23 protein-coding genes are annotated in these 16,674 nt (G+C 65.8%); 15 read left to right on the top strand and 8 right to left on the bottom strand.

What is annotated here, in order from left to right; all coding sequences use genetic code 11:
- Window positions 1-35 precede the first annotated feature (35 nt).
- The 3 genes from H629_RS0112925 to H629_RS0112915 are packed head-to-tail and all read left to right on the top strand — an operon-like array spanning window position 36 to window position 2,176.
- Window positions 36-677 carry an SDR family oxidoreductase gene (locus H629_RS0112925; protein ID WP_024357658.1) on the top strand — a complete coding sequence of 214 codons (642 nt, stop codon included), beginning with the start codon at window positions 36-38 and terminating at the stop codon, window positions 675-677.
- A 12-nt stretch (window positions 678-689) separates the two neighbouring features.
- A complete protein-coding gene (locus H629_RS0112920; RefSeq protein WP_024357657.1) occupies window positions 690-1,643 on the top strand; it encodes a TIGR03571 family LLM class oxidoreductase in 954 nt (317 codons plus the stop codon).
- Between the two features lie 47 nt (window positions 1,644-1,690).
- On the top strand, window positions 1,691-2,176 hold the full coding sequence (locus tag H629_RS0112915) for a Dps family protein (protein WP_024357656.1): 486 nt from the start codon (window positions 1,691-1,693) through the stop codon (window positions 2,174-2,176).
- A 77-nt stretch (window positions 2,177-2,253) separates the two neighbouring features.
- Here the strand turns inward: H629_RS0112915 and H629_RS0112910 are convergent, their stop codons facing one another.
- Window positions 2,254-2,664: a RidA family protein gene (locus tag H629_RS0112910; RefSeq protein WP_024357655.1), complete on the bottom strand. Its 411-nt coding sequence runs from the start codon at window positions 2,662-2,664 to the stop codon at window positions 2,254-2,256.
- A gap of 73 nt (window positions 2,665-2,737) precedes the next feature.
- Here H629_RS0112910 and H629_RS0112905 point away from each other — a divergent pair, with 73 nt between their 5' ends.
- The gene (locus H629_RS0112905) at window positions 2,738-3,115 is read left to right on the top strand and encodes a winged helix-turn-helix transcriptional regulator (protein WP_020622155.1); all 378 of its coding nucleotides are present in this window, start codon (window positions 2,738-2,740) and stop codon (window positions 3,113-3,115) included.
- Window positions 3,116-3,158: 43 nt separating this feature from the next.
- On the opposite strand, the gene H629_RS0112900 is transcribed toward H629_RS0112905, so the two are convergent.
- From H629_RS0112900 to modA, 4 genes are read right to left on the bottom strand one after another with little or no spacing between them, the layout of a single operon-like run.
- Complete coding sequence (locus tag H629_RS0112900; protein ID WP_024357654.1) at window positions 3,159-3,734, bottom strand: hypothetical protein; 576 nt, start codon at window positions 3,732-3,734, stop codon at window positions 3,159-3,161.
- Complete coding sequence (locus H629_RS0112895; protein ID WP_024357653.1) at window positions 3,718-4,455, bottom strand: ABC transporter ATP-binding protein; 738 nt, start codon at window positions 4,453-4,455, stop codon at window positions 3,718-3,720. The genes H629_RS0112900 and H629_RS0112895 overlap by 17 nt, the downstream gene beginning before the upstream one ends.
- On the bottom strand, window positions 4,452-5,258 hold the full coding sequence (locus H629_RS0112890; RefSeq protein WP_024357652.1) for an ABC transporter permease: 807 nt from the start codon (window positions 5,256-5,258) through the stop codon (window positions 4,452-4,454). The genes H629_RS0112895 and H629_RS0112890 overlap by 4 nt, the downstream gene beginning before the upstream one ends.
- Window positions 5,236-5,913 (bottom strand): molybdate ABC transporter substrate-binding protein, encoded by a 678-nt coding sequence (modA, locus tag H629_RS0112885; RefSeq protein WP_020622151.1) that lies wholly within the window; start codon window positions 5,911-5,913, stop codon window positions 5,236-5,238. The genes H629_RS0112890 and modA overlap by 23 nt, the downstream gene beginning before the upstream one ends.
- A gap of 284 nt (window positions 5,914-6,197) precedes the next feature.
- Between modA and H629_RS0112880 the strand changes: the two genes are divergently transcribed.
- The 6 genes from H629_RS0112880 to H629_RS15300 all read left to right on the top strand — a co-directional run bounded on the left by H629_RS0112880 (window position 6,198) and on the right by H629_RS15300 (window position 11,165).
- Window positions 6,198-7,289: a ThiF family adenylyltransferase gene (locus tag H629_RS0112880; protein ID WP_024357650.1), complete on the top strand. Its 1,092-nt coding sequence runs from the start codon at window positions 6,198-6,200 to the stop codon at window positions 7,287-7,289.
- Window positions 7,219-8,481: a molybdopterin molybdotransferase MoeA gene (locus H629_RS0112875; protein ID WP_307723497.1), complete on the top strand. Its 1,263-nt coding sequence runs from the start codon at window positions 7,219-7,221 to the stop codon at window positions 8,479-8,481. Before H629_RS0112880 ends, H629_RS0112875 begins: the two co-directional genes overlap by 71 nt.
- The gene (gene moaCB / locus H629_RS0112870; protein WP_024357648.1) at window positions 8,478-9,434 is read left to right on the top strand and encodes a bifunctional molybdenum cofactor biosynthesis protein MoaC/MoaB; all 957 of its coding nucleotides are present in this window, start codon (window positions 8,478-8,480) and stop codon (window positions 9,432-9,434) included. Before H629_RS0112875 ends, moaCB begins: the two co-directional genes overlap by 4 nt.
- Window positions 9,427-9,840 carry a molybdenum cofactor biosynthesis protein MoaE gene (locus H629_RS0112865; RefSeq protein WP_020628091.1) on the top strand — a complete coding sequence of 138 codons (414 nt, stop codon included), beginning with the start codon at window positions 9,427-9,429 and terminating at the stop codon, window positions 9,838-9,840. The genes moaCB and H629_RS0112865 overlap by 8 nt, the downstream gene beginning before the upstream one ends.
- Before the next feature lie 184 nt (window positions 9,841-10,024).
- Complete coding sequence (locus tag H629_RS0112860; protein WP_024357647.1) at window positions 10,025-10,528, top strand: redoxin domain-containing protein; 504 nt, start codon at window positions 10,025-10,027, stop codon at window positions 10,526-10,528.
- A gap of 367 nt (window positions 10,529-10,895) precedes the next feature.
- Window positions 10,896-11,165, top strand: coding sequence for a nucleoside/nucleotide kinase family protein (locus H629_RS15300; RefSeq protein ID WP_152485723.1), 270 nt, complete (start codon window positions 10,896-10,898; stop codon window positions 11,163-11,165).
- 122 nt (window positions 11,166-11,287) lie between these two features.
- On the opposite strand, the gene H629_RS0112850 is transcribed toward H629_RS15300, so the two are convergent.
- Complete coding sequence (locus tag H629_RS0112850; protein ID WP_020625377.1) at window positions 11,288-11,524, bottom strand: MoaD/ThiS family protein; 237 nt, start codon at window positions 11,522-11,524, stop codon at window positions 11,288-11,290.
- A gap of 2 nt (window positions 11,525-11,526) precedes the next feature.
- Window positions 11,527-12,585: a GTP 3',8-cyclase MoaA gene (gene moaA, locus H629_RS0112845; RefSeq protein ID WP_024357645.1), complete on the bottom strand. Its 1,059-nt coding sequence runs from the start codon at window positions 12,583-12,585 to the stop codon at window positions 11,527-11,529.
- A gap of 214 nt (window positions 12,586-12,799) precedes the next feature.
- Here moaA and H629_RS0112840 point away from each other — a divergent pair, with 214 nt between their 5' ends.
- From H629_RS0112840 to H629_RS0112830, 3 genes are read left to right on the top strand one after another with little or no spacing between them, the layout of a single operon-like run.
- Complete coding sequence (locus H629_RS0112840; RefSeq protein ID WP_024357644.1) at window positions 12,800-13,393, top strand: molybdopterin-dependent oxidoreductase; 594 nt, start codon at window positions 12,800-12,802, stop codon at window positions 13,391-13,393.
- Window positions 13,393-14,151 (top strand): ferredoxin reductase, encoded by a 759-nt coding sequence (locus tag H629_RS0112835; RefSeq protein ID WP_024357643.1) that lies wholly within the window; start codon window positions 13,393-13,395, stop codon window positions 14,149-14,151. The genes H629_RS0112840 and H629_RS0112835 overlap by 1 nt, the downstream gene beginning before the upstream one ends.
- Complete coding sequence (locus H629_RS0112830; RefSeq protein ID WP_024357642.1) at window positions 14,151-14,438, top strand: DUF6510 family protein; 288 nt, start codon at window positions 14,151-14,153, stop codon at window positions 14,436-14,438. Before H629_RS0112835 ends, H629_RS0112830 begins: the two co-directional genes overlap by 1 nt.
- On the opposite strand, the gene H629_RS0112825 is transcribed toward H629_RS0112830, so the two are convergent.
- Window positions 14,408-15,046 (bottom strand): TetR/AcrR family transcriptional regulator, encoded by a 639-nt coding sequence (locus H629_RS0112825; protein WP_029746983.1) that lies wholly within the window; start codon window positions 15,044-15,046, stop codon window positions 14,408-14,410. The genes H629_RS0112830 and H629_RS0112825 overlap by 31 nt on opposite strands.
- Window positions 15,047-15,446: 400 nt before the next feature.
- Between H629_RS0112825 and H629_RS0112820 the strand changes: the two genes are divergently transcribed.
- A complete protein-coding gene (locus H629_RS0112820) occupies window positions 15,447-15,938 on the top strand; it encodes a hypothetical protein (protein ID WP_024357640.1) in 492 nt (163 codons plus the stop codon).
- The coding region (locus tag H629_RS14650; RefSeq protein ID WP_024357639.1) for a helix-turn-helix domain-containing protein at window positions 15,938-16,674 on the top strand (737 nt) is incomplete at its 3' end. The genes H629_RS0112820 and H629_RS14650, both read left to right, overlap by 1 nt.

Raw genomic sequence — 16,674 nt, 5'->3', positions numbered from 1 at the left:
ATCCCCCAAGACCACACAAACGAAAGAGGAAGTCCATGACGAAGATCACCGTGCTCGGAGCCGGCGGACGCATCGCAAAACACGCCATCGCCGCGCTCCTCGAGGAGCCTGCCAACGAGCTGACCCTCTACCTGCGTCGCCCCCAGAGCCTGCCGGATGTTCCCAGCGTCCGCGTGCAGGTCGTCGAGGGTGACGTGCTCGACAAAGATCTCCTCACACGCACTGTCACGGGACAGGACATCGTCTACGCGAACCTCGGCGGAAGCGACATCGAAGCTCAAGCCCGCGCCGTCGTCGCAGCGCTGACCGCCGCGGGAACGCGACGTTTGATCTGGATCTCGACCCTCGGCATCTACGACGAGGTTCCCGGCGAGTACGGCAAGTGGAATCACCAGATGCTCGACGGCGGATACCTGCAGACGTACAGCGCCGCCGCGAAAGTGATCGAGGAGTCCGACCTCGACTACACGATCATCCGTCCCGCCTGGCTGTCCGACGATGATGAGGTCGACTACGAGCTGACCCAGAAGGGCGAGCCCTTCCAGGGCACCGAGGTGTCCCGCAAGAGCGTCGGCGCGCTCGTCGCCGAACTCGTCAAGAACCCGGCCGACAGCATCGGCGCCTCGCTTGGCGTGAACAAGCCCGGCACCGACGGCGACAAGCCGTCCTGGTACTGAACGGAGCATGCCATGACCGCTTTGGACACGCTCACCGAGAACGGCTTGTCCCTCGGGATCGAGCTGCCCCTGGACAACGATCTCGCCCGACGAGACGTCTCCGGTCACGGGCTCTTCCCTGACCTGACCCGGCATCAGGAGCGTGCGCAGCTCGCCGACAGGCTCGGGTTCCGGGCGCTCTGGCTGCGGGACGTGCCGATGTGGCGACCGCGTGACTTCGGCGACGCCGGACAGGTCTTCGACCCCATCCCCTACCTCGGCTACCTCGCCGCATCGACCGAACACATCCTGCTCGGAACAGCGGGGATCGTGCTCCCCTTGCGGCATCCAGTTGCGCTCGCGAAGGAAGCTGCAACCGTCGATGTCCTCTCCGGTGGGCGGCTGCTGCTCGGCCTCGCCTCGGGCGACAGGCCGGGTGAGTACCCGTTCTTCGGAGTCGATTTCGATCGTCGGGGAGAGACCTATCGCGACGGTGTGCGCGTGCTGCGTGAGATCTGGGCGCAGGCGGCGCTGGGCCGGATCGATCAGGACTCATTCCTGCCCGCCCCTGCGGACGGGACGATTCCACTGATCGGGATCGGTGGCGCGCAGCAGTCGCCTGCGTGGGCGGCAGAGTACCTCGACGCGCACATGACCTACCACCGTGCAGGTCCGCAGATGCGCGCCGTCGCTGCGCAATGGCGGGCGATATCGCTCAAGCCGTTCATGACGAACCTCTACCTCGACCTCGCTGAAAACCCGGATGCTCCCTTCGAGCCGATCCGCCTCGGTGCACGAGTCGGCACCACCGGTCTCACCGATTACCTCACCGGACTGGCAGCGGCAGGGGTCGCGCACGTCAACCTCGTGCTGCGGCCGGGACGACGAGACGTCGAAGACGTCATGGAGGAGATCGGACAAGACGTCATCCCCGCCCTCCGAGCCCGAACCGCATCAGAGCCAGCCGGCGCAGACATCCGATCGTGACCGAATCCACCGAATCAAGAAACCAACGAGCAGGGAGAACGATTGAAATGAGCAGCACAGACACCGTCGCCACGACCGCGAGCGACCCGACAGCGGTTGTCGCGACCGCGCAGTTCCTCACCCCCGTCGTACTCGGCCTTCAGGCGCTGACCATCAACGCCAAGCAGGCGCACTGGCACGTGCGTGGCGCGAACTTCGTCGGCGTCCACGAGTTGCTGGACACCATCGCAGGCAACGCCGGCGAGTTCGCCGACGCGGCAGCGGAACGCATCGTCGCCCTCGGCCTTCCGCTCGACGCCCGCGTCAGCGCGGTCGCCGAGAAGAGCTCCGTGACAAGCGTTCCGGTCGGCTTCGCGAAATCAGACGACCTCGTGCACGCGGTGATCGCAGACATCGACAGGCTCCTCGCGGACGTCCGCGCAGCGGTCGATGGCCTCGACGGGATCGACCTCACCAGTCAGGACGTCGCGATCGAGATCCAGCGAGGTCTCGACAAGGACCGCTGGTTCCTCGTGTCTCACATCGCAGCCTGACCGACCTGCCAAGGCGCCTCTCACCGGTCCGGTGAGAGGCGCCGCGCGCACTACGTCGTGCAGTCGGACAACACGGGCTAATCGAGAATCGCGGTGACTTCGAGCTCAACGAGAACGTCCGGCTCGAAGAGGTAGTCGACCCCGATCAGGGACGCGGGCGGCAAGGGCTGAGGCAGCTTCAGCTCCTCAGCCACCCGAGCGATCCCGTCCATGAAAGGTGCGATCTTTTCGGGCTCCCATTCGGTGACGTAGAAGGTCAACCGAAGCGCATCGTCGAAGGATGCACCCGCGCCTGCGAGCGCACGAGCTGTGTTGCGGAGAACCTCCGCGACCTGACCCGCGAGATCGTTGATCGCGATGGGCTTTCCTTCCGCACTACGGGCGATCTGGCCGCTGATATGCACGTGACGCGTGCCGGTGCCAATGGCGACGTGATCATACGGCGTTCCTGGCTGGAGACCGGCAGGACTGAAGCGTGTGACTGGCATAGAAGGTCCTCTTCGTTGGTGGTTTACTATTGATACTTGGTAGTTGAAGGACACTTCAAGGAGACCTGGTTTCATGGCCGATACCGACGCCGTATGCGAAAGCGAGCTGCGTATCGCGACGCCGCATCGCGAGCTGCTCGACCAGGTGCTCGACAAGTGGTCACTCAGCGTGCTCAACGAACTGTGCGAGCGACCCTGTCGGTTCAACGAGTTACGGCGTGCGATTCCGGGAGTGACGCAGAAGTCCCTCACGGCGACGTTGCGTCGGCTGGAGCGAAACGGAGTCGTGCAACGCCGAGTCATCAGCACGCGGCCGGTGGCCGTCGAGTACGGGATCACCGCCTTGGGCAAGACGTTGCGCGGGCCGATTGACGCGCTCGTCGCCTGGGCAGATGAGCAACTGCCGAACATTGAACGCGCACGCATCGCCTTCGACGAAGACGAACAGTAGACGTCGGGACATCTTTCCCCTCGCGACCAAGCAAGAGCGCGGCTCAGCTCTCTGTCGGATGTTCAGGCTTTGCGCCTTCTCTGTCTCCCATGACGGCGTCCACCATGCCCATCGTCGCGTCGAACTGCGTCATGACCAGCGCCGCTGTGCTCGCGAAGCCGCACGCGAGAAGGATGAGCAGCGAGGGGACGAACTCAGTCGGATCGGGCACCCAGCCTCCCAATGTCCATGGCAGGACCATGGCGATGACGATGCCGGCGCTCGAGAGCCATTCGTTCACGAATAGAGCGCGTGAGGAGCCGGACCCGCCCCTCGCGAGGATACGACGTCCTGTTTCCACTGTCATCGCTACCAGGAGGATGCCGAGGACGATGAAGCTCAGCGCGCCCCAGAGCGGATCAAGCGACGCGAGCACGAGCGGAACAAGGAGCGGAATGGAGTAGGCGGTGAAGACCCAGCGGACCGACGAACGGAGATACCGGTCCGCAGCCTCCGACGCTGCGAGTCGGCGGTGCATCTCCGAGTCGATGTAGAAGAACACGCCCACGATGAACGTGCCGAGCATCGTTCCCGATACTCCGGCGAGCCCCAAGAGGAAGTCATCATCCGTACCTGACATCGTCTGCGTCCCTTCTTCCCTGGGCACCTGTGAAGCGGGCAATCCATGCGGTCGCAGGATTTCGTGCCAGATCGGCGAGGCTTCCTCGCTGCGTGATGCGCCCTGTCTCAAGGACGATCACCTCGTCAGCGAGCACCTCGACGTCTTCACGGTCATGTGTGACGAGGATCGTCGGACCGGCGAACTGGCGGAGACGCAGACCGAGGTCGGCACGCACCTCATCCCGGAACTCCACGTCCAGCGCCGCGAGCGGCTCGTCGAGGAGCAGTGCCTTCGGCTCGGATGCGAGGGCACGGGCTAGCGCTACACGCTGAGCTTGCCCGCCGGAGAGTGCACTGGGGTATCTCTCTGCCAGGTCCGCCATTCCGAAGCGAGACAGCCAGGGGTCTGCGCTGCGCCGGGCGGCGGACCAACGCCCACCGCGGACTTTGGCTGAGAAGGCGACGTTCTCGCGCACCGTGAGGTGAGGGAAGAGGAGCAGGTCTTGGAACATGACGCCGATCCTTCGCTGGTCAGCAGGAAGACCGGCCAGATCCTTGTCCCCCAGTCGAATCGTGCCGTGGGACTCGGTGAAGCCTGCGATCGCCGCGATGGCGCTGGACTTTCCGGCACCGTTCGGTCCGACGACGGCGAGCACACTTCCGGGATCCGCTTTCAGCTCCACGACTACGTCGAAGGCGGGGCGTGGGATACGTGCGGAGACGGTGAGCTCGAAGGTCATGCGGTGCCTGGCAGCCATCGGTCGCGGAGTGCGAGGAGCACACCCAGTGATACCGCGAGCAGGACGAGTGCGAGGGCGATCGCGGTGTCGGGGTCCGAGTTCATCGCGAGGTACGACGCGATCGGGAGTGTGCGCGTCACGCCGGGGAAGGAGCCGGCGAACGTGATCGTCGCGCCGAACTCGCCGAGCGCGCGGGCGAAGCACAGCACGGCGCCCGCGGCGATTCCAGGCGCGGTCAGCGGAACCGTCACGAGGCGGAAGATCTGCCACGGGCTGGCGCCCAGGGAGGCGGCGGCTAGTTCGCTGCGGCGGTCCGCTGATCGCAGCGCGCCTTCGACGGCGAAGACGAGGAAGGGCATCGCGACGAAGGTTTGCGCGAGCACAACGGCACCGGTGGTGAAAGGAATAGTGATGCCGACCTGCGTGAGCCATTGCCCGAGGATGCCTCGCCGTCCCAGCAGGAGAAGCAACGCAATGCCGCCGACAACGGGAGGCAGTACCAGCGGGATAGTGATCGCCGCCCGCAAGAGGCGGCGCGGCAGGACCTTCCAGTGAACGGAATGGCTCAGCAGGACGGCTAGCGGGATACCGAGGACGAGACTCAGGCCGGTAGATAACGTCGCTGTGAGTAACGAGAGCCCGAGCGCCTGCAGTACCTCTTGCCGAACGAAGAGTTCGCCCAGCTGGCCCCATGGTGCACGCAGGATGAGTCCGAGCAGCGGGAGAACGAGCAGCGCGAGACCGATCACCCCGAGGGCGAGGATGACCGGCTGCCGGCGTTCACGGGGCCGCGAAGCCTGCATGCTCGAAGACCTGACGTGCCTCATCGGAGCGGAGGTAGTCGATGAACGCCTGTCCTGCGTCGGGGTTCGGTGCCTCGGCAAGAAGGGCGACCGGATAGTTGTTGATCACCTGCTGCGCCTCAGGCACATCGATGCCTTCCACCGCGCTCCCTGCTGCGACGACGTCGGTCACGTAGACCAGTGCGGCGTCGGCCTCACCCAGAGAGACTTTCGTCAGTGCGGCACGCACGTCCTCCTCAAGTGTGTCCGGTTGGGCCTGAACACCAGCAAGGTCGAGCAGGGACTGCGCTGCGGCTCCACACGGCACCGCGGTGTCGCACAATGCGATTGTCAGCTCAGGCCGTGCGAAGTCGGCGAGACCGGTGATCCCTGCAGGGTTCCCGGCGGGAACCGCGATCTGCAGCGTGTTCGTGACGAGCACTTCCGGATCGGCAGCCAGGCCTGCGTCGACGACAGACTGCATCGTCGCCTCATTCGCTGAGAAGAACACGTCCACCGGGGCACCGGAGACGATCTGCTCGGCGAGCGCCGACGATCCGCCATAGCTGGCGACCACGTCGACATCTGCGTTCGCGTCCTCGAACCTCTCGGCGAGGACGTCGATCACGTCGGTCAAGGAGGCTGCGGCCAACACTGTCACCGTTCCGGATGTCATGTCGTCCTTGCTTGCCCCGACATCCGATTCGTCGCTTCCTGTGCCGGGCGATGAGCATCCAGCGAGCAGAAGGAGCGCTGCGGCTGCCGCAAGGAGGGAGGGGGCACGCACGACAGGAACTCCTCTGAAAGACGGTCGGTCAGGCGAACGAAGTTGCCGACCTGTCTCAAGCCTCCCGTAGCCGAGGTCGTGAGAATGGCCTGCGACTGCTGGGCTTTGTCTGCTCTCTGCTGTCTCGCCGCTTCCGACCTCACCCGCTGGGACCGGCTCCCTAGCCTGAAGGCATGCCGGTCAATCCGCTCTCTCCGACCTTTCAGAGGCAGCGCGTCCTCACGGGCTTCGGCGTTCCCGCTCAGGAGCGTCTTTCGAGAGCGCATGTGCTCGTGATCGGCGCGGGTGGGCTGGCCAGCACCCTGTTGCCGGTCCTTGCTGCCGCAGGCGTCGGCAGCCTCACGATCGTCGATGACGACACTGTCGCCGAATCGAACCTGCACCGGCAGACGATGCACACGCCCGGCGACATCGGTCGCAGCAAAGCGGTCTCAGCCACCATAAGGCTCGCGTCGCTCGCTCCTGATGCTGAGCTCCGCGCCGTCGAGGGGCGTTTCGACGCCGTGACAGCCGAGGGTCTGCTGCACGGTGTGGACGTGCTCGTCGATGCCAGCGACAACCCGGCAACAGTGATGCTGGCAGACCGTGTTGCTGCCGAACGCGGCATTCCGCTCGTGTGGGGGTCAGCACTGGGGTACGCCGGCCAAGCAGGCGTGGCATGGGATGCCAGAGGCACCGACTACCGCGACTTGTTCCCGCATGGTCCGGACTCCAGTGCGGACACCTGCGACATGATCGGCGTGCTGCCGAGCGTATGCGCCGTCATCGGGGCGTTCATGGCGACCGAGGCACTCAAGCTCCTCACCGGCATCGGAGAGCCGTTGATCGGCCGGGTCGCCGCGTACGACGCACGCACCGGCCGCACCCGCGAGATCGCCTACCGGCGCGACGAGTCCGCCCGTGCCGCAGCGCAGAGCATCGAGACCACTCCGCTGTCATCCGACGATCAGAACGCCGTCTCGCCCGAGGAACTGCGCGACCTGCTCACAGCTTCCTTCCCGCCGCTGCTGATCGACGTACGCGAACCGTGGGAGGCCGACATCGCAGCGATCCCGGGAAACGTGCTGATCCCCTTGACCGAACTCCCTCGCCGGGCACCAGAACTCGACACCGGTCACCCCATCGTGCTGTACTGCCACCGCGGCACACGCTCACGCCAAGCGCTCGATCAGCTCCTCCAACTCGGATTCTCCGATGTGCGGCACCTCACCGGAGGCATCGATGCCTGGGCTGTCCGCATCGACCCCACGGCGAGCAGGTACTGACATGCCCCGCACATCGGTCGCTGAGCACACGGCCCGAGTCCGCACCCTCCTGAACGCCGTGAGCCAGCGCCCCGTCGAGCAGGTCGCCCTGTCTGACGCGCTAGATCGGGTGCTTGCCCACCCCATACGGACTCCGATAGATCTGCCCCCGTTCCGGAACTCACAGATGGACGGCTTCGCCGTCCGTACGGTCGACCTCGCGCGGACGCCAAGCAATCTGCCGCTGCGCGGTGCGATCCCCGCTGCTCCTGGCACACCTGGGCCGCTTCGCCCTGGCCATACCGTCCGGGTCATGACCGGTGCGCCGATCCCCGACGACGCCGATGCGGTCGTCCCTGTCGAACACGCCACCGTCCAGGGAACGACAGTGACGTTCACGCGGAAGCCGGACGTCGGAGAGTTCGTGCGTGAAGCCGGCTCTGACCTCGCGGGCAGTGAGCCTCTGTTGTCTGATGGCTTCCGGCTCGCTCCTCGCCACCTGGCGGCGCTCGCAGCTGCGGGAGTGGCGTCCGTCCCCGTTCGCTCACAGGTACGTGTCGCAGTGATCTCGACCGGAAGCGAGCTGGCCGCTCCCGGTGAGCTTCTGGCTCCCGGCCAGATCTACGACGCCAACGGCCCCGCACTCGCCGCAGCGGTACGAACCGCCGACGCCCTCTTGGTCGATGAGCATCGTGTCGTCGATGACACGGCCGCGTTCGCGCGCGCTCTCGACGCGTCGTGTGCGGCGGGAGCCGAGATCTTGCTCACCAGCGGGGGCATCTCGGCAGGCAACTACGAAGTCGTGAGGGAGCTTCTGGAGCCGCTCGGGGCGCACGTCGATACTCTCGCGATGCAGCCGGGCGGCCCCCAAGCCACTGCCATCTACAAAGGCGTTCCCGTGGTGTGCTTCCCAGGCAATCCCGTGTCCGCGCAGCTGTCGTTCATGCTCTTCATCGAGCCGGTCCTCCGTGAGGCAGCAGGACTGCACGCGCGACAGCCCGAGCCGCGGACCCTGGCCGAGCCTCTCACCTCTGTCGCCGGGAAACGGCAGTTCCGCCGTGGTGTGGGGTTGCCTGGAGGCCGGGTGGCACCGGTTGGCGGCCCTTCCTCGCACCTTGTCGCCGCCATGGCGGCATCCGACATGCTCATCGATGTCCCGATCGATGCCGTCACCCTCGACATCGGGACACGCGTGGAGACCTGGAATCTATGAACGAACTGCCGCACCTCGACGATCACGGCCGGTCGCGGATGATCGACATCGGCGGGAAGGCGATCACTCGGCGCACGGCGATCGCGACCGGCCGCCTCGACACGACACCGGCGGTGCTGGAACTGCTCGCCGCCAACCAGCTGCGCAAAGCAGACGCGCTCCCGACAGCGCGGGTCGCGGGCATCCAGGGCGCCAAGCGCACCAGCGAACTCGTACCCCTCGCGCACACATTGCCCCTGGAGTCCGTCACCGTGGACTTCGAGCTCAGCACCTCATCGGTGGAGATCCGGGCCACGGTCGCAGCGACGGCGAAGACTGGGGCCGAGATGGAAGCCCTCACCGCCGTCGCCATCGCCGGTCTCGCTCTGCACGACATGATCAAGTCCGTCGATCCGGCCGCCGTGCTCGGAGACATCCACCTCATCGAGAAGACCGGAGGAAAGCGCGGGCACTGGGTTGCAGACGCATCCGTGCCCGCAGACCACGGACAGGCGGTCGTGATCGTCTCCTCAACGAGCACCGCGGCCGGTACGCGCGAGGATCTCACCGGTCCGGCAATCGCAGACTGGCTTCGCGACCACGGGTATCGGCCAGACGAGCCCGTCGTTGTCGCTGACGCGGATATCTATCAGGCGCTCACGGATGCTCTCACCAGCGAGCCGGTATTGATCGTCACGACCGGCGGCACCGGGGTGCATCCCGAGGACCGCACCCCCGAGGCGACGAGCGCGGTGATCGAGAGAGCACTTCCCGGCATCGCCGAGGCCATCCGTGCAGCGGGCCGCGCGGCGACGCCGACAGCCTCGCTCAGCAGGGCGCTTGCAGGGATCGCCGGACGCACGATCGTCATCAACCTGCCTGGATCGCCACGCGGCGTGGAAGACGGCCTCATCGCACTGGAGCCGCTCTTGCCACACCTGCACGACCAGCTGGCCGGTGGCGGACATGCCTGACCCGATCGGTTTCGTCACCGCTGCTCCGCTGGACAAGACGCAGCTGGAAACACGGATACGCAGTAGGAAGAACGGGGCGGTGGTCACCTTCGAAGGCATCGTGCGCGACCATGATCACGGAGAGGACGTCGGCTCTCTCGACTACGAGGCGCACCCCGACGCGGAACGAATCCTCATCGACGTGTGCACGAGGATCGCTCAAACCACGGACTGCGATGTCGTCGCCGCTCACCGCATCGGGCACCTCGAGATCGGCGACGTCGCACTGGTCACGGTCGTCGCCGCCCCGCACCGGGCAGAGGCGTTCGCCGTCTGCGGGAACCTCGTCGACGCGATCAAGGCAGAGGTTCCGATCTGGAAGCACCAGCACTTCACCGACGGCAGATCGGAGTGGGTGGGGTTGTAGATACACCGCACGACCTAGCGAACCCGCCGGGTGAACGATGGTGCAATCACCGAGGAAAGAGGCGCCAGATGACTGGCATTGAGACTGAAGCACACAACTTTCATGGCAACCGACTTCCCCCGTCAGAAGCCGCCCGCGTCGCACCCACCGATGCGGCCGCTCGGACCGTTCTTGCGAGCCTCTGATGTCGTTGCTGCGTGGTGGTGATGCGTTCCCCGCCCTCGAGCTGCTCGAGGTGGGAGGCACACGCCGAACGATCCCGGCCGTATTCGCCGGGCAGTACGGCGTGGTTCTCTTCTCTCGCGGAGCAGGCTGCCGGTCTTGCGTGGAGCAGCTGCGTGCGTTCCAGCGCGGCCTACGACGCTTGTCCGCCGCGGGTATCGCTGTCGTCGCGGTGACTGCGGACGAGGAGCCGATAACCGCGGAGCTCGTGGCGCGCTATGGGCTGACTTTTCCGATCGGACACAGCGTGGACGTGGAGCAGATCACCGCCGCGACTGGAGCGTTCGTCACCGTGGACCCGCCGCAGTTGCAGACGACCGGATTCGTGCTGGATCCCGATGGGACGGTCGTGATCAGCGTGTACTCCTGCGGAACGTTGGGACAACTCGTTCCCGACGATGTCCTCGAACTCATCCGGGAGTTGCCTCAGCATGCGGATGCGAATCGGAAGCAGGCAGACCGATGAAAACCATCGATGCCATCTCGAGAGCGCGGATGCAGACCGCTGCGAGAGCAGTCGGCAAGGATGTGCGCAACCAGAACAGGATGCAGACACATCCTCTCTTGATCGTTCCGCCGGAGAAGCGACGTTGACCTCGTCTCCGAACGCCTCAGGTGCCACTGGGACAGCCGTCTGGGAGGAGCTCGCTCAGGAGGTCCTCAGCAGAAACCCACGCGGCCGGATACTCGTCGCCATCGACGGCGTGGACGCTGCAGCCCGCATGCACTTCGCCGACGCCCTGGCGGCAGCGCTGCGTGCAGTGGGACGTCACGCGACTCGTCTCAGCGCGGCCCCGTTCACGGACGATGACGCCGTCCGAACCATACTGCGCATGTTCCGCCACAACGGACCTGAGAGCGAGCTCGCTGCCGCGCCTGAGGACAGGATGCTGATTGTCGACGGTTGGTCACTGCTGCGCTCTAGCCTGCGCTCGGCGTGGCACTTCACCGTCTTCCTCGACGGCGGTGAGCCGGCGCACCCAGACACCCATGAACGGCATCTCCGCTACATGCGCGAGGACATTCCACGCGAATCATCCGATGCCGTGTACGAGGTGAGCGACAGCATGCATCCCCAGCGCTTGTACTCCGATTCCTGCTGAGACAAGGATCTGGGCAGCACCGCGGTCGTCTCACGTAAGAGGATGGCAGCGCAGGAGACGAATGCAGTTCACGACACGTGGACCCCCGCGGTGGATCGGACCTCAGCCGCTTGTGGTTTGGCTCAGCCGCCGGAGAACGGGGGCAGCACGTCCACCTGCGCGGAGACCGGTCGCGCGGGATCGCGTGAGGCGATGCCGTCGACGAGGAATGTCCCCTTTGCGATCACCGGCTCGAGTGCCGGGTGAGCTGTGAGGAGCGCGTCCTTCGCCTCTCCGAGGGTCGTCGCCTCGACGTGCTCTTCTTCGCAGCCAGCCGCTTCAGCGGCGGCTGCGAAGTATCGGACGAGTATGCGTGACATCGTCAGCCTCCGATCGCTCCCATGGAACGGGCCGGTCGACGAAAACTCTTCTCTTCCATCCCGTGCCCAGCCTGTTTGTCCCACATCGTCGCCCGCCAGGCGTCGGCGATAGCGGCATCGTCTGCTCCACTTCGCAGCATCGTGCGCAGGTCTGTCTCGTCGTCTCCGAACAGACAGGAACGTACCGAGCCTTCGGCTGTCAGCCTGGTTCGGTCGCACGCGTCGCAGAAGCTGCGTGTGACGGACCCGATGATGCCGACGGTGGCCGGGCCTCCGTCGACGAGCCACTCCTCTGCGGGAGCGGACGGGTCTTCACGCCCGGCCGGGGTCAGCCGGTATCGGCGTCCGAGCACAGACAGAAGTTCTTCGGCGGAGACGAGGTGGTCTCTGCGCCATGTCTGATCTGCATCCAGCGGCATCTGTTCGATGAACCGCAACCGCACGCCGTTGGCAAGCGCCCACGCCAGCAGGTCGGGCGCATCCGCGAGGGTCTCGCGCAGCGCCACCGCGTTGATCTTGATCGGGCTGAGCCCTGCGTACTGTGCCGCCTCGATCCCCTTGAGCACGGCAGGCAGGCGATCGCGTCGGGTGACAGCGGCGAAATGCTCGCGGTCGATCGTGTCCAGCGACACGTTGATCCGCGTCAGTCCAGCCTCCACAAGCTGCGGCGCCTTGCGGTCGAGGCCGATCCCATTGGTCGTCATCGACACCGGCAGGCCGGGCACGGCTGTCGTCGTCTGGCGCACGATCTCGACCAGATCAGGTCGCGTAAGCGGCTCGCCGCCGGTAAAGCGCACCTCACGGACTCCGAGATCGTGGACGGCTATGGTGACCAGACGCGCGATCTCTTCCGGAGTCAGCAACTCCCCGCGAGGGACGATGGGCAGGCCTTCCGCCGGCATGCAGTATGTGCAACGCAGCGAGCAGGCGCTTGTGATCGATACGCGCAGGTCTCGCGCGGTGCGCCCGAACCTGTCCACGAGAAACGGTGTCTCGGGTCGGCCGACCGTCGAGCGCGCGCGATGGCGAACGGTCGGCATGCCGAGCGCAACAGGGCACATGGTCACAGACTTCTTCTCGATGCTTGCGGGGGGGGCGAGGTCGCCCGGTGGGGCGTCCTGTTCCACAGTGTGGTCGGCACAGTGGCCCGTTTTCACCCCGGGGACTCATCACCTGCAGTCATGGGCAAGTTCCGCGCAGGACCAGGCGATCAGCGAGAGAGCTCCCGCAATATCGTCGGTGGTGTACAGCCAGAGAAGACGGAAGGGGCGATGTATGTCGTTCACTACTCGCGGATTCGCGGGACGCCGGCGTGGACCCGATGATCAGCTCCCTCCGGGACAGACGCTGTTCGACAACTGGCCGGTGCTCACCGCCGGTCCGACCCCCTATGTCGATACCGAGACGTGGGATTTCGCCATCCTCGATGAGACCGGTACCGAGCATCACTGGAACTGGGAGCAGTTCCTGGCGCTCGGTGCCGAGGACATCACGGTCGACATCCACTGCGTCACGCACTGGTCCAAGCTCAACATGGCCTGGCGCGGGGTGAGCCTGGACAAGCTGTTCGAGAACGTCGAGACATCCCATGACTACGTCATGGCGCACTCCTACGGCGGCTACACCACGAATGTGCCGCTTGAGGATCTCCTGGATGGCAAGGCCTGGATCGCGACCGAGGCCGAAGGCGCACCGCTCGACGCAGAACACGGCGGGCCGGCACGTCTCCTGATCCCGCATCTGTACTTCTGGAAGAGCGCGAAGTGGGTCCGGGCATTGACGATGATGCCGACGAACGACCCTGGGTTCTGGGAGCAGAGCGGCTATCACATCTACGGTGATCCGTGGAAGGAAGAACGCTACTGGTGATGGAGCAGACCCGGCTCGCTCCGCTTCGCCCCCGCGTGAGGCCGTCGTGGTTCGTCGCCACGGTTTCGGAGGTGCGTCCAGAGACGCCGACTGCGGTTCGGCTGGTGCTCGATGTCCCGGGGTGGCCGGGGAGCGAGGCGGGCAGCCATCTCGATCTGCGACTGACCGCTCCGGACGGCTATCAGGCGACACGTTCGTATTCGATCGCATCCTCCGAGACGGGCGGAACGATCGTCCTCGCGGTCGATGAGCTGCCCGATGGCGAGGTGTCTCCGTTCCTCGTCCGTGAACTGCGCGTCGGTGACCAGCTCGAGGTCCACGGACCGCTGGGATCGTTCTTCCTCTGGCGCCCGGGACAGAGCCAGCGCCCCGTGCAGCTCATCGCCGGCGGGTCAGGTGTCGTGCCCCTCTACGCGATGGCGGCGTCTCATGCGGCCGCATCCGATCCCGTTCCGTTCCGGCTGCTGTACTCGGTGCGCACCCCGGAGGACGTCTACTTCCACCAGGAGCTCCTCGAGCTGTCGGACGGGTCGTTCGCCATCGACCTCGTGTACACGCGACGAGCGCCAGCCGGATGGCGGGAGCCGGTCGGACGGCTCACAGAATCGGCTGTCGCGGCGCGGACGCTCCCTCCGGAAGACCGCCCACGCATTTTCGTGTGCGGTTCGACAGGCTTCGTCGAAGCCGTCGCGCCCTGGCTCGTGAAGCTCGGCCATGCGCCGCAGGACATCCTCACCGAACGATTCGGAGGCCTATGATGACCAGCCACCTCGACGGGAACATCCTCGCCGGACCTCTCGCCCAGTTCCTCGTGCCCGATGCAACGATGATCGAAGGACGGTGCGGAGGTTGCGGGCGTATCGCGCCCCTTGGCGAGGCAGTCGTGTATCCGGACGCCCCGGGGCTGGTCGTGCGCTGCAAGACGTGCAGCCACGTGCTGGCGACGATCATCGACGCCGGTGAACGCCTCTTCCTCAGCTTCGCGGGGATGACTGCGTTCGCGATGAGGCGGGATCAGGCTGAGGAGTCGGTCTCAGTCGCGTAGGCCCCGAGTTGTGCGATAGCCATGTCGAGAGCGGCACGCATCGGATAAACATCTCGACTCGCCTTCGCCAGAAGATAACCTCCCTGCAGTGCCGATAGCAGCCCACTGGCAAGCGCTCGCGAGTCCGCATCGCTGCGCAACACGCCGCGTGTCTTCAGCCTCTCCACGGCATCGATCAGCATCTCCAGCCACTCATCGAAGTGGGCAGCGATCGCCCGGCGGGCATCCTCGTTGTGGTCTGCGATCTCGTTCGCCAGAGACCCGAGCGGGCACCCGTACGCGCCGTTGCGTAGCGCGTTGCGTTCGACGAGCTCATCCCGCCACAGCTCGAACCCACGTAGGGATTCCACCCGTCGAAGGCGCCGGCGCTGCTGCGTCAGGACGTCCTCCGCCCGGGTCTCGATGACTTCCTTCACGAGTGCGTCCTTGTCGGCGAAGTGCTGATAAACCTGAGACTTCGATGTCGCGCTGGCGGCTCGGACGTCGGCAAGGGTCGTCGCCGCAACGCCTCGCTCATACATCAGCTGGTTCGCTGCGTCGACGATACGCGCCCTCGTTGCCGCCCCTTTCGGCGTCAACCGGCGCGCACTCGTTCCGTCGGCAGTCACGCCTCCAGGGTAGTCTCCTCCGTCCGCAGGACTCGAAGTCGTCCGTCACGCGATGCCAGCCCGGCCGGCCCAGTGAAGTCCAGCGGAGCGGGACGCTCGCATCTCACACCTTCACAATAATGGACCTCGAAGTCCTTATCCAAGTCGACCCGAAACACCTAAGGCGATCCGAGCGCCCTGCTTTTCAGACCTACGACACCTCTCATCGATCGACGTCCGGCTCATACTTTGGTCTGGCGAGTCCTTTTCTGTCGTCGTAGGCTAGTGGTCATGATGTGCGGGAAGCCACGCGGCTCACGGATCTTCCGTGTGCGCGAGAACGTCCGAGCCGAGGGCTCGGTGCGGCTGCCCACGCGCGCCCGTCGAGAACGTTGCGCGCTCCGCAGGAGAGGGGCGTTCGGTGGACCTGCCTGTCAAGCTCGGTGACGCGCAAGAGTTTCTGATGCTCGTTCCCTCGCCTCTTGCGGAGCGGGTGGCTGAGGACGAGCGCCTGGTCGTGGCGGCCTATCGGTTTCGTAGGGGCCTGGGCATCCGGGCTCGACGGGCGTTGGCCTCACGCATCGAGCATGAGGTGACCGCCGCGCTGCACATCGTTCGGCCCGGAACGGTGGTGGTGGCGTTCGACGGTGCCGGCACGATGTCTCGAGCCCGAGTACACAGGTTGGCGACGGGCGTAGTCGGTGAGGTGAGCAGGAGCGCCACCAATCTCGTCGGCGCGGACACGACCGTGATTGGAGTCGTGGTGATGTCACCGGCCGAGCGAGATCTCGCCGCCGCGTGCGTGCGGCATGTCGCAGAGCAGCCACCGCACCGGGGCGACGGGCTCGTCTTTCACGCCAGCGACCTCCGCCGGGCGAACATCTATGAGCTGATCGAGGAAGCAGTCCTGTGATGACGGTCAGCTCTCCCCGTGGTCGCAGCGAGGACCACCTGTTAGTCATCTACCAGCGTCGGAACGCCTCGGTCCTGTCGCTGCAGGGGCGGGACGCTGAGCTGACCCCCGGGAGCATCGTCGTTGTCCCCCGCTCGACGGTGGAGAGCGCGATGCCCACCGAGGATGCCGATCGCATGATCGTCGAGGTGCCGTTGGGTGTGGTGGGGTTGACGGCGGATCAGGTCGCTGAGGTCTCGGGTGTCGACCTGCAGGAGCGGACCTCGCTGGCGGCGCTGCTGCGGTCCGTGCTCGGGGGCGTGATGGACTCCGAACTCAGCCTTCGCGACGAGGTCGACGTGTTCGCGCCCGTCGCCGACCTGCTGAAAGTCACCCTGCTCAGCGCCCTCACTCCCGACCGCGCCACGACCCGGTATCCGCTGGCCGAGCAGATCGTCACCTACGTGCTCGACAACCTCACCGACCCCGGCCTCGGAGCCGCCAGGATCGCGAAGGACCTGCACGTGTCCGAGCGTCTGCTCTACGCAGAGATGTCCCGCGCGGACATCAGGCTCGCGCAGCTGATCCAGTCCCAGCGCCTGCGTCGCGTCCGCGACGCCCTGACCGCACCGGCCACCATCGACGTCCCCATCGGCGTCCTCGCCCAACAGCACGGGTTCGTCTCCGCCAGCCACTTCAGCCGCATCTTCCGCGAAGAATTCGGCACCACACCCCGCCAATGGCGCAACAACACCAC

The organism is Leucobacter chironomi DSM 19883 (assembly GCF_000421845.1).
Classification (GTDB): Bacteria; Actinomycetota; Actinomycetes; order Actinomycetales; family Microbacteriaceae; genus Leucobacter; species Leucobacter chironomi.
This window is presented reverse-complemented; position numbering and strand designations above follow the sequence as displayed.

What these genes read in the sequence shown, in the direction of transcription:
- H629_RS0112925 (WP_024357658.1), top strand. Translation starts at nt 36, where the DNA reads ATGACGAAGATCACCGTGCTCGGAGCCGGCGGACGCATCGCAAAACAC.
- H629_RS0112920 (WP_024357657.1), top strand. Translation starts at nt 690, where the DNA reads ATGACCGCTTTGGACACGCTCACCGAGAACGGCTTGTCCCTCGGGATC.
- H629_RS0112915 (WP_024357656.1), top strand. Translation starts at nt 1,691, where the DNA reads ATGAGCAGCACAGACACCGTCGCCACGACCGCGAGCGACCCGACAGCG.
- H629_RS0112910 (WP_024357655.1), bottom strand. Translation starts at nt 2,664, where the DNA reads ATGCCAGTCACACGCTTCAGTCCTGCCGGTCTCCAGCCAGGAACGCCG.
- H629_RS0112905 (WP_020622155.1), top strand. Translation starts at nt 2,738, where the DNA reads ATGGCCGATACCGACGCCGTATGCGAAAGCGAGCTGCGTATCGCGACG.
- H629_RS0112900 (WP_024357654.1), bottom strand. Translation starts at nt 3,734, where the DNA reads ATGTCAGGTACGGATGATGACTTCCTCTTGGGGCTCGCCGGAGTATCG.
- H629_RS0112895 (WP_024357653.1), bottom strand. Translation starts at nt 4,455, where the DNA reads ATGACCTTCGAGCTCACCGTCTCCGCACGTATCCCACGCCCCGCCTTC.
- H629_RS0112890 (WP_024357652.1), bottom strand. Translation starts at nt 5,258, where the DNA reads ATGCAGGCTTCGCGGCCCCGTGAACGCCGGCAGCCGGTCATCCTCGCC.
- modA (WP_020622151.1), bottom strand. Translation starts at nt 5,913, where the DNA reads ATGACATCCGGAACGGTGACAGTGTTGGCCGCAGCCTCCTTGACCGAC.
- H629_RS0112880 (WP_024357650.1), top strand. Translation starts at nt 6,198, where the DNA reads ATGCCGGTCAATCCGCTCTCTCCGACCTTTCAGAGGCAGCGCGTCCTC.
- H629_RS0112875 (WP_307723497.1), top strand. Translation starts at nt 7,219, where the DNA reads ATGTGCGGCACCTCACCGGAGGCATCGATGCCTGGGCTGTCCGCATCG.
- moaCB (WP_024357648.1), top strand. Translation starts at nt 8,478, where the DNA reads ATGAACGAACTGCCGCACCTCGACGATCACGGCCGGTCGCGGATGATC.
- H629_RS0112865 (WP_020628091.1), top strand. Translation starts at nt 9,427, where the DNA reads ATGCCTGACCCGATCGGTTTCGTCACCGCTGCTCCGCTGGACAAGACG.
- H629_RS0112860 (WP_024357647.1), top strand. Translation starts at nt 10,025, where the DNA reads ATGTCGTTGCTGCGTGGTGGTGATGCGTTCCCCGCCCTCGAGCTGCTC.
- H629_RS15300 (WP_152485723.1), top strand. Translation starts at nt 10,896, where the DNA reads ATGTTCCGCCACAACGGACCTGAGAGCGAGCTCGCTGCCGCGCCTGAG.
- H629_RS0112850 (WP_020625377.1), bottom strand. Translation starts at nt 11,524, where the DNA reads ATGTCACGCATACTCGTCCGATACTTCGCAGCCGCCGCTGAAGCGGCT.
- moaA (WP_024357645.1), bottom strand. Translation starts at nt 12,585, where the DNA reads ATGTGCCCTGTTGCGCTCGGCATGCCGACCGTTCGCCATCGCGCGCGC.
- H629_RS0112840 (WP_024357644.1), top strand. Translation starts at nt 12,800, where the DNA reads ATGTCGTTCACTACTCGCGGATTCGCGGGACGCCGGCGTGGACCCGAT.
- H629_RS0112835 (WP_024357643.1), top strand. Translation starts at nt 13,393, where the DNA reads ATGGAGCAGACCCGGCTCGCTCCGCTTCGCCCCCGCGTGAGGCCGTCG.
- H629_RS0112830 (WP_024357642.1), top strand. Translation starts at nt 14,151, where the DNA reads ATGACCAGCCACCTCGACGGGAACATCCTCGCCGGACCTCTCGCCCAG.